General features: G+C 49.0%; 12 protein-coding genes. 6 read left to right on the forward strand and 6 right to left on the reverse strand.

Annotated features, from left to right (window positions below):
• Positions 1 to 39 precede the first annotated feature (39 nt).
• Both EYC62_07665 and EYC62_07670 read left to right on the forward strand, forming a co-directional pair.
• Complete coding sequence (locus EYC62_07665) at positions 40 to 2568, forward strand: hypothetical protein (protein ID TAH32604.1); 2529 nt, start codon at positions 40 to 42, stop codon at positions 2566 to 2568.
• Between the two features lie 287 nt (positions 2569 to 2855).
• Positions 2856 to 3410, forward strand: coding sequence for a hypothetical protein (locus tag EYC62_07670; GenBank protein ID TAH32605.1), 555 nt, complete (start codon positions 2856 to 2858; stop codon positions 3408 to 3410).
• 20 nt (positions 3411 to 3430) lie between these two features.
• Here EYC62_07670 and EYC62_07675 read toward each other — a convergent pair whose 3' ends face one another.
• Positions 3431 to 3757 carry a hypothetical protein gene (locus EYC62_07675; protein TAH32606.1) on the reverse strand — a complete coding sequence of 109 codons (327 nt, stop codon included), beginning with the start codon at positions 3755 to 3757 and terminating at the stop codon, positions 3431 to 3433.
• Between the two features lie 90 nt (positions 3758 to 3847).
• Between EYC62_07675 and EYC62_07680 the strand changes: the two genes are divergently transcribed.
• Together EYC62_07680 and EYC62_07685 are read left to right on the forward strand one after the other, a co-directional pair.
• Positions 3848 to 6082: a DNA helicase II gene (locus EYC62_07680; protein TAH32607.1), complete on the forward strand. Its 2235-nt coding sequence runs from the start codon at positions 3848 to 3850 to the stop codon at positions 6080 to 6082.
• 146 nt (positions 6083 to 6228) lie between these two features.
• Positions 6229 to 6798, forward strand: a complete 570-nt coding sequence (locus tag EYC62_07685; GenBank protein ID TAH32608.1) for a hypothetical protein — start codon at positions 6229 to 6231, stop codon at positions 6796 to 6798.
• 10 nt (positions 6799 to 6808) lie between these two features.
• On the opposite strand, the gene EYC62_07690 is transcribed toward EYC62_07685, so the two are convergent.
• Entirely contained in the window at positions 6809 to 7570 is a 762-nt protein-coding gene (locus tag EYC62_07690) for a hypothetical protein (protein ID TAH32609.1), read from the reverse strand.
• Between the two features lie 208 nt (positions 7571 to 7778).
• On the opposite strand from EYC62_07690, the gene EYC62_07695 reads away from it, so the two are divergent.
• Together EYC62_07695 and EYC62_07700 are read left to right on the forward strand one after the other, a co-directional pair.
• Complete coding sequence (locus tag EYC62_07695) at positions 7779 to 8654, forward strand: 50S ribosomal protein L11 methyltransferase (GenBank protein ID TAH32610.1); 876 nt, start codon at positions 7779 to 7781, stop codon at positions 8652 to 8654.
• An 8-nt stretch (positions 8655 to 8662) separates the two neighbouring features.
• Positions 8663 to 10417, forward strand: a complete 1755-nt coding sequence (locus EYC62_07700) for an aminopeptidase P family protein (GenBank protein ID TAH32611.1) — start codon at positions 8663 to 8665, stop codon at positions 10415 to 10417.
• Here the strand turns inward: EYC62_07700 and EYC62_07705 are convergent.
• The 4 genes from EYC62_07705 to EYC62_07720 are packed head-to-tail and all read right to left on the reverse strand — an operon-like array spanning position 10412 to position 13512.
• On the reverse strand, positions 10412 to 10864 hold the full coding sequence (locus tag EYC62_07705; GenBank protein ID TAH32612.1) for a hypothetical protein: 453 nt from the start codon (positions 10862 to 10864) through the stop codon (positions 10412 to 10414). The genes EYC62_07700 and EYC62_07705 overlap by 6 nt on opposite strands.
• Positions 10865 to 10880: 16 nt before the next feature.
• Positions 10881 to 12980: an NAD-dependent DNA ligase LigA gene (gene ligA, locus EYC62_07710; GenBank protein TAH32613.1), complete on the reverse strand. Its 2100-nt coding sequence runs from the start codon at positions 12978 to 12980 to the stop codon at positions 10881 to 10883.
• 4 nt (positions 12981 to 12984) lie between these two features.
• The gene (locus EYC62_07715; GenBank protein ID TAH32614.1) at positions 12985 to 13254 is read right to left on the reverse strand and encodes a type II toxin-antitoxin system YafQ family toxin; all 270 of its coding nucleotides are present in this window, start codon (positions 13252 to 13254) and stop codon (positions 12985 to 12987) included.
• A complete protein-coding gene (locus EYC62_07720; protein TAH32615.1) occupies positions 13255 to 13512 on the reverse strand; it encodes a type II toxin-antitoxin system RelB/DinJ family antitoxin in 258 nt (85 codons plus the stop codon).
• Positions 13513 to 13536 lie beyond the last annotated feature (24 nt).

A 13536-nucleotide genomic window follows, 5' to 3' on the forward strand; every position in this document is an offset into this window, starting at 1 on the left:
ACGAGTGGTATTAAGTGATCTATTATGCCACCGCTTGTTTTGCAGTCGATCGATGCCGGTAAAATCGATTCTGAAAGGTTGTCCGCTACGCATGCTTTTTTAAAGTCCGTGGTAGACAATTCTGCGATTGTAGAACTCTTGCAGCAGATATTTTCCAATTCTAAAAAACGCAATTTGGTGCAAGAAGATCAGGTTGCCAGATTATGCAGCGCGCCGCAAAGTCCTTTTGCGATAACCGGGAACTCCAAAACGCAAGCTTTGGTTTGGATGTCGTCAGTCAATACCAAGCCCATGACCTTGATGACGTGGCATCGATTGCATGGGCGGCCTGGAATAGGGCGCTACTCTATTACAAACTTGGCGGCAAGGCTGATTGAACAAAGCATTATAACCGATGCTTTAGCAGAGGCTTTTTCGATTCCACGAAAAACTCTTGCTTATTATCGCACGTTCGTCGGCGCTGGCCATAATTCTTTGACTGATAAATCCCAAACAAGCGAACTAACAACGGCATTTCCAAATAATGAGGTGTTGTTGCCGCGTGACACAGTTATTGAATCTCCTTTGGGTTCTGAGCCTACGCAGGCAGAAATTGAAGTATTAATACAAATTATGACTGGCCAGAAGGTATTTGATATAGGCGCGATAAATTCGCTTTACGCACGGTTGTTGAGTAAGCCAGGCAGCATGCCAGAAATTTTGAGCGGCGATATATCGCGGAATAAGTTTATAAGATTGATTCAAAAGAAACTGCCAAAAACCATAGGCGCAATAGCCGGCAATACGTCTATCGCCGCCGTGCAAAAGGCAATGATCGCCGACCTAAAACGTCAAACCGATTTAGAATCTCGCCGCGCAGTCCGGTCTGCGCAATTATCCGTTGCACCGCTAATGACCCCCACGATTACACGCAATAAAAATCCGGCGCATAAAATTGGCGATCAGAATTTACTGGATTATGCCAAGGTCGTTCAAATTAGGTCAGAATTGGCGGATCGCGTTCGCAAAAAACAAGCGGTGAAAATAAACTTGGTGAGCAGGATTAAACAACTTAAATCTTTAAACCACGCTATTGAAGCGAAGGCTGCTGAAATCGAACGAGATAAAAGACTTTATATTTGTGGCGCTGTGGACGTTGCGTTGCAACATATAGAAGCTTACCGGGCAGCGAACGGGCAGCAACCGTATGCGGCTAATGATCAGGACATGTTCGATCCTTTTTCCTGGCGCGTGGAGCAAGGCCATATTCTTAGCGAAGGTTGCGTGTTTCAAATGATCAGCGGCATAGCTCTAAGGTCGGCGCCGGTTATAAATGCGATGCAGTTTATATATTTATGCCAAGCGGGGATTTTCAATCCAAACACTCCTCGTTCCGCCATACAACAATCGACATGGGAGTCCGATGTCACAACTGTTGCTCGATTATATTGGGAATGTTATAAGTGGGGCAAGGACAGCGGCGTAAATATAAGCGATATATGTGGCGTTACGGCGGCGCTGGAGCAAAGTTTACATCCTTCGGAAGAACCGCTGGTTCATCGTTTAATGCGTCCTTTGCCTAAACCTTGCACTATGCAGACCGCAATAGATGCTTTCATTAATCATCCATGTTTCCGGCAATTTGCCGTTGTTCCTGATATTGAAAAAATTAACGATGTATTGGTTCAAGTTGGAAAGGCCACAAAGGAGTGGTTGAAAGGACAAGGCGCACAAACTTTGTTTTCATGTGATAAAGAAGTAGAAAGTCGCATGCTGAGGCAACACAACAGCCATAACATAGACGGCGGTGTAGTGGTAAGGAAACTAACAGATATGCCTGGTAACCGCATAGTTTTAAATGCGGGTAGAATACCGGATTTCGCAAAAGACATGATTTATAGAAGAGATGCCACCATTCGTACTATGTTGCGGCTTGCTGTCTGCATGTATGGATATGTGGATTTAAAAAATGGGATTAGCCCGAAATTACATGCCGCATTGTCAGGCTATCGTGCCAAAGGGCTAGACGGCTTCACGACAATGGATATGTTGTTGCTGCATTTGATGTTGGAACAGATAAACAAAGGAGATGATGCCCCATTCCTTAGCGTCTCAATAAATGGGCGGCTGGAACGCCCTGTCAGTCTAACCGATATTAGGCGGGAATTGGATACGCCTGCTGCCAGAGCGGTTTTTCAAGGTTCGATTGTTTCGGTTGATAGTGTGACGCCGGAAAATATCTTGGCACAGCACGCAAAAATCCGGCGTGTTCTAGAAATAGGCTTGGCTCGCGAAAAAATATTGTGCCAAAGCATTGTGCGCGAAACTCCGCAGCCTACGGATGAAATAGAAGAAGCCCTGGCTAAACAAAAAGAATTACGCATGGCTTCGGCATATTTGGAAGTTAAGCGGTCGGACACTGTTGCGGTGCATTATGAACTGGAGTCCACTAGCAAGCGTTTTGATATTATGGTTACGAGAGCCCAAGCTTTATTAAGAGAATTGGATCATTTTACGAAAAGCCCAGTATTTAGGGTCTTGGGATGTCAATTTTTGTTGGATAGGCATGTACACAGCCGAGCAGCTTAATTAAAAGAACTCATTGAGAATTGATAAATTTTGTGATAGGATGCAAGCAACGGTGGAGTTATTAACTAATAAAATAAGGAAATTTGCATGGTTATTGATAATTTTACTTCGTATGACTTGCAGTTGATGATTTCGGATAAGGCTTTGGGCTTTTTCCGCGCCCCACAGGTCAGCCAGCCAGTGAACGTTGCCAACGACAATAACGAACGAAACACCGTCGAAGACGCTAAGAAAATTAGCTAAGCCCGGCTTGATACCGCCCCACCCATGGCCTATTATCAAGGCCCATGGTTGCCCTGTTTACCCCTAAATCTGCTGCTTCTGCCCGATCTGGCGTGTTTTGGCACCCCAAGACGGGCCGTTACGCGTCTTCCCGGCCTGGATTCCGGGTTATCCTGCCTGAACAAACACGGGCCATGGATGAAACCGAATCCAAACCGTTAAAACGGTCTGCGCCCATCAACCCCGCCGCCGTGGCAGCCGCAGCCGCCAGTACCAGCGCGCAGCGCATGGATCGTCCCGATCCACAGCAAGGGCCGTACGCCATAAATAATTACCGTCGCCGTTACACCGCCGAACGCGCCGCCGAATTGACCGAAGGCCCGGCCCCCGTGCAAACTTATGAATACGAGCAGATTGTTGTCGCAGACCAGGTTGACCGCCCATTGCGTTTTCAACGCGAAGAACACCGCGAGGCTTGGCACACGGGGCGTTTAAGATTGGCGGATGGCCGCGAGGTTGCCGTTAGCCGCCGGGAGTTATCCCGCGATCATTTTCACAAGGAATTGGCAGTGAATGTCATTCACCTGGCGCGGCAACGCACGACGCGTATGGCGGCCTAATTATTTAAATAGATGGGGTTTTAAGCGACGCGGCGGTTTTGCGCGGCTTCGAATACGGCGCGGCGGGCATGCGGCGTTCGGATGATATGGCAATAAGTGGCTGGTTTTGGCGCAGGCTGGCCCAATTCAACCGTTTCAAATGTTCCTGGGTAAATAGTCGCTGGCGGTTTGGAAGATTCTCTCTTTGCAGGCAAACCCGCCCGTGAATCCGGCATCTCTTGTTTTGTTCCATTTTCATTCATCGTAGACGCAAAAGTAGCCTCTACCCTCGCAGGAAGGGTAACGGGTGCCCTTGGGCCAAAGCCGGCGGCCACATTGCGGTAACAAGAGGTAACGAAATCAAACATGCGGATAATATATCGCAAAATCAGGCATTTTTCAAGGGTTACTGGGGAAAGTTCTTGCTTTGTTTCCGGCGTAAAATAGCTTAGAAATCAATGATGCATAGCAATTTAGCGGTCGCGGTACCCCATACCCCTTATTTGGATCTTTTAAACCCCTCGCAACGCGCGGCGGTAGAGGCGGTGGATGGGCCTATCTTGGTATTGGCGGGGGCAGGCACCGGTAAAACCCGCGTTTTAACCACTCGTTTGGCGCATATTATGGCGCTGGGCAAGGCGCGATCGTTCAATATTCTGGCGGTGACGTTTACCAACAAGGCCGCGCGCGAAATGACCGAACGTGTTTCGCATTTGATCGGCCCACAAGCCGAGGGACTTTGGCTTGGCACATTCCATTCTCTCGCCGCGAAAATTCTGCGCCGTCATGCGGATCTGGTTGGGTTAAAGCAGAATTTCACCATTCTGGACGCGGACGATCAATTGCGCCTGTTGAAACAGGTAATCAAGGACGAAAATATTGCCGAGGATAACGCGCCAGCCAAAATGCTGATCGCGATCATTCAGCGTTGGAAGGACAAAGGCTTAACGCCGGATAAAATTTCCAATGCCGAGGCCGGCGATTTGGCGGGCGGCAGAATGGCGCAAATTTACCGCGCCTATCAGCAACGGTTGGTTGCGCTGAACGCCGCCGATTTCGGCGATTTATTATTGTACAATTTGCAAATTTTCCAAAAACATCCCGCAGTATTGCAGCAATATCAAAATCTGTTCCGCTATATCCTGGTCGATGAATATCAGGATACCAACGTCGCGCAATATTTGTGGCTGCGTTTATTGGCGCAATTGCATCAGAATATTTGCTGTGTCGGCGATGACGATCAATCGATTTATTCCTGGCGCGGCGCCGAAGTTGGCAATATTCTGAAATTCGACAAAGATTTTGCCGACGCAAAAATTATCCGCCTGGAACAAAATTACCGGTCTACCGGAAATATTCTTGCTGCCGCCAGCGCGGTGATTGCCAATAACGAAGAACGCCATGGCAAGACTTTATGGACCGATGCGGATGCCGGCGATTTGATCAAGGTGCGCAGTTGTTATGACGGTGAGGACGAGGCGCGTTTTGTCGGCGATGAAATCGAATCGGGCCAGCGCGCCGGAATTTCATTATCGCAAATGGCGGTGCTGGTTCGCGCCGGTTTTCAAACCCGCGAGTTCGAGGAACGATTGATCCAATTGGGCGTTCCGTACAAGGTTGTGGGGGGATTGCGTTTCTATGAACGCGCCGAAATCCGCGATGCGATTGCGTATTTGCGCCTGATCGTATCGCCATCGGACGATTTGGCGTTTGAACGGATAGTGAATACGCCGCGCCGGGGCATTGGCGAGGCCAGCGTACAGATTTTGCATCAATATGCCCGCGCGCATGGAATCAGCTTGTTTGAATCGACGTTGCGATTGATCGAGACGGACGAAATTCGCGGCGCGGCCCGCAAGGGGTTGCGTGAATTTGTCGCCAATATCATGCGTTGGGCGAAAGACGCGCAAGCCAAACCGCATCCGGAATTGGCGCAAATTGTGCTCGAAGAATCCGGGTATACATTGATGTTGCAAAACGACAAATCGATCGAAGCGCCGGGACGGCTGGACAATTTAAAAGAATTGATCAACGCGATGGCGGAATATGAAAACCTGGTCGGGTTTTTGGAACATGTCAGTTTGGTGATGGATAATAACGACGATAATTCCGTTGAAATGGTATCGTTGATGACCCTGCACGGCGCCAAAGGATTGGAATTCGATTATGTGTTTCTGCCCGGCTGGGAAGAAGGCATTTTTCCAAGCCAGAAATCCATGGATGAAGGCGGCGCGGCAGGATTGGAAGAAGAACGCAGATTGGCTTATGTTGGTTTAACGCGCGCGCGCAAAAAAGCGTTCATCTCATTTGCCCATTCGCGCCGCGTGTACAATCAATGGCAAAATAATATGCAAAGCCGTTTCATCGGCGAAATTCCACAGCAGCATATCGATTTCATCGAAGGATCTTCCCGGCAATATGGCGGCGGATTTGGCGGTTATGCGCCGCGCGGCCGGGCAGGGGATTACGATTGGGATTCCTATCGCGGTGGCCGCGCGGGTATGATCGATGTCACGCCGCGCCGGATCGAATCCAGCATGCAATCCGAATCCGGATTTTCGGTTGGCAAACGCGTGTTCCACCAAAAATTCGGATACGGCAAAATTGTCGCCGTCGATCACGACAAATTGGAAATCGATTTCGAAAAAGCCGGCCGCAAAAAAGTGGTCGAGAGCTTTGTGACTGCCGTATAAAATTGTAACAAAACTATCATTTGACCTATATATAACTATTCCGTAAAAGGTTTCTTTACAGGATATGGTTATAGATGGGCCCTAATAGTTGGAGATATAAATTACTTTCCACCACGGCACTAACCCGCCGGTGGCGCGATGACCCGATGAAACTGGCGGGCGATCTTTATTTGGCGGGTAATAGTATTTTGTTGGCCCGGGGTGGAGTTGCCTTGAACGCATACGATATTGTCGCTGCCGCTTTATTTTTTGGTGCGGCCGGATTATTTGCCGTGGCTGGCAATGATAAATTTTTGGCACGTTTGGCTATGGGATGTGGAACAGCAGCAATGGGAACATTGTGGGTTGGCACCAAAGTTTTGGCAAAAGAAGGCGCTGATTCAATAATGGATCAAATTGGTAAGGGTATTTATATATTCAGTCAATTATTCGGCATTTTTGCCCCTGGATATACGCCTTCAGAAGAACATCGCAAAGCGGTGATCAAATTACGCGATGCAATTTTTGCAAAACCGTTACGCACAGTGGGGGCATTGGCATTAATATCAAAATTGCCAATGTTTGTTGCCACTGTTGAAAACCTAAAACCGCCAGAGCAACGACTTGGCGCCGCAGCGTTTTTATGTGTCCTGGCCGCATGGATTGCTGCAGATGTGGCTACTTTGTGTGCAGGGCAATTACGTAATCGTACGGCTTTGATGCGCGGCAGCCGATAAATAAGATAGTTTAATTTCTTAGCCGGCCTTCCGCTTCCAATCGTCTTAACATACTATGTGGATCGCGCGGATCAGATCCATCCAGTTTAATCGCCGTCAGCATAAAAAATGGTGCTGTGACGCTGGCTTTTCTGCCGGCGGATGGCTTATCGTCAATAGGAACCAGATTTTCTGGATAAAATCCAACTTCTGTTAAAATTTGACGCAGGGTGCCCAGTGACCAATAACGTTCCCCATCTAGATCAACCACTTTTTCGCCTTTACCGTTGAAAATGCGGCCTGTATAAGCATCCCCATCTGCTAAATCCCGATCTTTTGGCCAATCATATTCGCATGATGCGTGTGGTTCGGATAAATTTGCTTTGTTCGGGTGTGCTCCAATCATGAGCAAATTGCCGCCATGCAGTAAATGATTGCCAACTTGGGTAAGTAATGTTCTTAATTCTCCGACATTTGCTGCGCATTGATGGACAAAACTTAATAAGCCCAAACCGTATTTTTCACGCGGCAATTCCGAATGGCTTTGAACAATTCGTGGTGTGAATCCTGAAATTGATGGCAAATGGGTGGCGGCCTGAGCAATGGTTGAACGGGATGCTGCCACCATGGCTTCGGCAGTATCGATACCATCAGTTGGTATGCCTTCGCGCAACATGGCGATACCTAATGTGAAAAATCCACAACCGAAATCGACCGCGCCTAATGTTGGGCAGAACGATCCCATAGCTCGCAAGGCACGAATTTCCGCGATTAAAGGCGGTTGTAAGATCACTTCTTTCTCAAATCCTACAATATCGCCCCATTGCCTGGCCGTTGCGTTCCAATCTTGTTTGGTTTCTGTGCAAGTAATGGAGTGGCGGCTAGTGTCATTTATTTTCTCTCTCTATGTTATTTTTAAAGCTGTTTGCTTTTAGGCACTTTTTTCCGTAGAGTAAAATTAAGATTTAGTTACAAATATATTTCTGTTTTGAGTCAGTTTCATGTACCAACTTTCCATCAAACTCGATCAACAGCACGCCTTTATTGCCGAAGAAATTTTGGCGGATATGGCGCTCGCCGTAACTTGGTTCGAAGAACCGGGGCAGCAGACCGCATCGGCCGAAGAATTCGCGCAGCGTTGGCAATTGGATGCGATTTTCGCGGCTAAACCGGATTTGAATACGATTAAAAAAATGCTGCGTGGTGTGGGATGTAAATGGCGGTCGATCAATTTGAAAAAAATGCCGCAAACCGACTGGCTCAAAAAAAATCAGGAATCTTTCGCGCCCATCCGCGCCGGACGGTTTTATGTGCATCCCAGCGACAAACCAAAATTGCCGCCCTCAATCCAGCCGATTGTAATCGACGCCGCAACCGCGTTCGGCACCGGCCAGCATTCCAGTACTTGGGGCTGTTTGATCGTGATCGACCGTCTGGCGCGGACGCATAAATTTTCCAATATTTGCGATATGGGTTGCGGCACCGCGATTTTGGCAATGGCCGCCGCGCGGATTTTCCCATGGGCGCGCAACTTGGCGGTCGATATCGATCCCGAAGCGGCGCGGGTGGCAAAAATCAACTTGCGATGCAATAAACTGCATGGCCGGATTCAGGCCGGCGTGTCCAAGGGTTTCAAACCGGCGATTGCGCGCAATCGGGGCCAGTACGATTTGGTTTTGGCCAATATCCTCGCGAAACCGCTATCCTTGATGGCGCGGGATATGCGTGGCACCGTAAAAAAAGGCGGCTTTGTGGTGCTGTCCGGCCTTTTGGCCAATCAGGAACCAAAAGTCGCGATGGCCTACCGGCAACAGAGTATGCGATTCTGCGGCCGCATTACCCGCGATGGCTGGCACACATTGGTTTTCCAAGCCTAAATTGAAACATGGAATTACTGAACAAGTTACGGCAAAAATTGCACGAAATGGATTTGGATGGATTCATCGTCCCGCATGGCGATGAATATCAAAATGAATATTTGCCGGATTGTTCCAAACGTCTCGAATTTCTAACCGGATTCAGCGGTTCGGCTGGCGCGGCGATTGTGCTTAGGAACAAGGCCGCCGTGTTCGCCGATGGACGCTATACAATTCAGGTAAAAAAACAAGTCGATGCCAAGCAATTTGAAATCTGCCATCTGATCGCATCGCCGCCCGCCGATTGGCTGGCTAAAAATGCGGCGAATGGGGCGAAGATCGGATACGATCCTTCGTTGCACACCATGCCGGAGCTGGATCGGTATAGCGCCGCATTAAAAGATAAAAATATCGGGCTGGAGGCGGTTGCGCAAAATCCAATCGATCAAATCTGGGCGGCGCGGCCCAAACCGCCGGTGATGCCGGTGCAAATTTGGGATAAAAAATATGCGGGATTGAGTTTCGCGCAAAAACGCGCGCAAATTGCCGAATTATTGCAGGACGCTGGTTGCGCCGCCGTTGTTCTGACGCAGCCCGATTCGATCGCCTGGCTGTTGAATATTCGCGGGGCGGATATTCCGTTCAATCCCTTGGCGTTGTCCTTTGCCGTTTTGCACGCCAATGAAACGCTGGATTGGTATATTAACGGCAGAAAATTGGATAATACGGTTCGGAAATATCTGGGCAATACTGTTTCCGTTAGGCGCGAAGAAGATTTCTTGTCCGATTTTAAATCCTTGCGCGGCAAAAAAGTATGGATTGATCCGGCAACGGCCAATTTGCAAATTAAATCCACCCTGTGCGAATCCGGCGCCGATTTATACCGCGCCGAAGATCCCTGCGTTTTGCCAAAAGCTTGTAAAAATAAAACCGAACAATCCGGTATGCGCGCCGCGCACAAACGCGATGGCGTTGCGATGGCGAAATTCCTGCATTGGCTGGATGGACAAAATCCGGCAAAGCACGATGAAATTTCAGTGGCTGAAAAATTGGCGCAGTTCCGCGGCGCCGATAGATTATATCGCGGCGATTCGTTCGATACGATTGCCGGATTCGGCAAGAATGGCGCAATCGTGCATTACCGCGCCGATCCCAAAACCAAATCGAAATTGTCCGCGAATAATATCCTGCTGCTGGATTCCGGCGCGCAGTATCTGGATGGCACCACCGATATCACCCGCACCATTTCATTGGGCAAAGTCACCGCCGAACAGCGCGATCGCTTTACCCGCGTGCTACGTGGACACATTGCATTGGCTACAGCACAATTCCCAGAAGGCACCAGCGGATCGCAACTCGATTCCCTTGCGCGGCAGTTTTTGTGGCAGGCGGGTCTGGATTACGATCACGGCACCGGCCACGGCGTTGGGTGTTATTTATGTGTGCATGAAGGCCCACAACGTATCAGCAAAGTTCCCAACCGCGTTGCGCTGCGCCCCGGCATGGTGATTTCCAATGAACCCGGATATTACAAAACCGGCGAATATGGCATACGGATTGAAAATCTGATTATGGTAAATGCGGCAAAGGGCAAAAAAGGATTTTTGGAATTCGAAACATTGACCCTTGCGCCGATCGATCGCAAATTGGTTGATGCGAAAATGTTATCGTCATCGGAACGCAAATGGCTGAACGATTACCACGCGCGCGTATACCGCGTACTGCATAAAAAACTGGATAAAAAACAAGCCGCCTGGCTGAAAAAAGCGACTGTGGCTTTATAAATACGGCCTGATCCCCGGCATTACAGATGTCGATAGCATATCTACAAAATCGAGATACGGCACAAACAGCCAAAACGTGGCGATATCGGCAACCACGATCAAAATTCCGATCCACAATACCGTCCATCCGCGCCGCAAAACCTCCTGAAATATAAGGAAATAGGCCACGAGTAGCGCTGCTTCAAACGGCAAATACACAATCGAATAAAAAACCGTGTAAACACCCAGAACCGGAATCGGCAAAACGCCATGGCCGACCAGGAGAGCCGGCGTGAAGAAAACGGCGAGAAAGGCGGCGCGGTATTTAATCTGCGATTGTGGATCCCCTGGTATTCTTCGAATTAAATGCCAAACCCCGCGATAAACCGCATAAATCAGCAAAGCACCAATCGCAAATTTCCCAAAATTGATCAGTGGCGATATATTCCCAAGATGAATCGGTGTCATTATTGCACCTCTATGGCTATTGAATCATTCGCAGCCATTCTTCTTCGCTTAAAATCCTTACACCCAGTTCTTGCGCGGCTTTGGCCTTGGATCCCGCATCCGCGCCGACGACGACGTAATCGGTTTTTTTCGACACGCTGCTTTGCACCTTTGCACCCAATGATTCCGCGCGCGCCTTGGCCTCGCCACGCGACATTTTTTCCAATGTGCCGGTGAATACCACCGATTTTCCTGAAATGGGCGAATTGCTGGCGGCTTTGGGCAAGGCGGTGATGTCTAAAAACCGACGCAAATCGGTGATGGCGTCGCGGTTATGTGATTCACCGAAAAATGCGATAATGTCCGCGATCATGGAATCGCCGATTTGATCGATGCCGTTCAATTCTTCTATCGCCGATTGGTTGCCTTCGGCGGCTTGTTTCATCCGATCCACCCAGTGATCCACGGATTCATAATTACGGGCCAGTAATTTCGCGGTTTGCTCGCCCACTTGGCGAATGCCTAAGGCATAGATAAACCGATCGAGTGGAATCGCGCGTTTAGATTCAATCGCGGCAAATAAATTTTCAATTTTCTTTTCGCCCCATCCTTCGCGGGTGGTTAAATCAATCCCGCCTTTTTTCTGGCGCGATTCCAGGCGGAAAATATCGGCTGGGGTTTGAATGATTTTGTCTTGATATAATTCTTCAACGATTTTGCCGCCCATTCCTTCGATATCGAACGCGCCTTTCGACACGAAATGAATCAAACGCTCCACCGCTTGCGCTTCGCAAGTCAATCCGCCCGTACAGCGGCGCACGGCTTCGTCCTCGCCGCGCACGGCCTTGGCGCCGCAAACAGGGCAGTGATCGGGGAATATGAATGGCGCGGAATTTTTGGCGCGTTTATCGGTAATCACCTCTATCACTTGGGGAATTACATCGCCTGCACGTTGAATAATAACGGTATCGCCAATGCGAATATCCTTGCGCGCGATTTCGTCTTCGTTGTGCAAGGTCGCGCGCGCCACCAGCACGCCGCCGACATTGACCGGATTCAGCTCCGCAACCGGGGTCAGTGCGCCGGTGCGGCCAACCTGAATTGTAATATCATTAATCGTTGTTTGCGCCTGTTCGGCCGGGAATTTCCACGCAACCGCCCAACGCGGCGCGCGGCCGACGAAACCAAGCCGTTCTTGCCAATCGCGGCGGTCGAGTTTAACGACAACGCCGTCCATATCATATTCAATCTTGGCGCGACGCGATAAAATATCCTGATGATACGGCGCCAATTGCGCCAATGTCAGGCCGAATATGGCGTGCGGGTTCACCGCAAATCCCCACGCCTTTAATTTATTCAGCAAATCCGATTGGGTTTCGATTTTATAATTTTTCGACATTTCGCCGATGCTGTACGCGAAAAAATGCAATGGCCGCGTGGCGGTAATCGCTGGATCCAACTGGCGCAACGATCCCGCCGCCATGTTGCGGGGATTGGCAAATAATTCTTCGCCTTCTTTTTCCAATCGCGCATTGAATGCCAGGAAATCCGGCTTGGTCATATAGACTTCGCCGCGAATTTCAATGGAATCCGGGAAATCGTTCCCGCGCAAATTTTGCGGGATTTCGCGGATGGTGCGGATATTGGCGGTTATATCCTCGCCGATCAAACCGTCGCCACGCGTTGCCGCCACCGTCAATTGTCCGTTTTCATATCGCAGGCTGGCGGATACACCATCGATTTTCGGCTCTGCAATATATAATATTTCCGCATTTTCCAGTTCGCGGACATGATTGCGCATCCGGTCTTCGAAATCCTGCATATCCGCATCGTCAAACGCGTTATTCAGCGACAACATCGGCGTGCCATGGGTAACTTTTTTAAATCCCCGCGATGGCGCGGCGCCTACCTGTTCCTGGGTTTTAAATTTTTGGGCGATGTCGGGAAATTGCCCGGCTAATTCTTCGAATCGCACGCGCAATTGATCGTACTCCGCATCGGTAATTTCCGGTTTGTCTTTCTGGTGGTACGCAATATCATGCCGCGCGATTTCTTTCGCCAATTGCGACAATTCAATTTGCGCTTCCATCGGGGTTAATGCGTTATCCGCCGTTTTTTTCGATTGAGATTTAGCCATAAAATTATTCAAACAAGTCGGAATGGGTGCCGGTGCGGACCAGACGTAATTGATTACCGGCTATAATATATATCATCAACCAGTCTGAAGCGATATGGCATTCCCAATGATTGGCCCAATCACCGCTAAGTTTATGTGGACGGCATTTTAAAGGTAAATTCTGTTCTGCTATTAATAGTTCGACAACAGACCAAAGCCTATCCAGATTCCAGCGTCGTTTGCGGGCCAGTTTTAAATCTTTCTTGAATTGCCCTTCAAGATATAATTGTAGCATCTATTCAAACTCGTGGCGCAATTTGTCGAGGGATTCGTAATGGGTCATATTTTTCCCGGCTCTTGCGTTTTTAAGCGCGCGCTGCGTAGTTTTATTGGGCTGGCGCACATCGAATGGCAGGCCTTCATGGATCACAACTTGATGCAGAAACATAGTAATTGCATCAGTCGTAGTCATGCCCAGCGGTTTTAGAATATTGGCGACGTCGCGCTTGATTTTTGGATCGACGCGAGTATTAATGATTTCAGTTTTTGCCATGATTACACCTGTATATTGTATGTA

The organism is Alphaproteobacteria bacterium, from assembly GCA_004295055.1.
Taxonomy (GTDB): Bacteria; Pseudomonadota; Alphaproteobacteria; order SHNJ01; family SHNJ01; genus SHNJ01.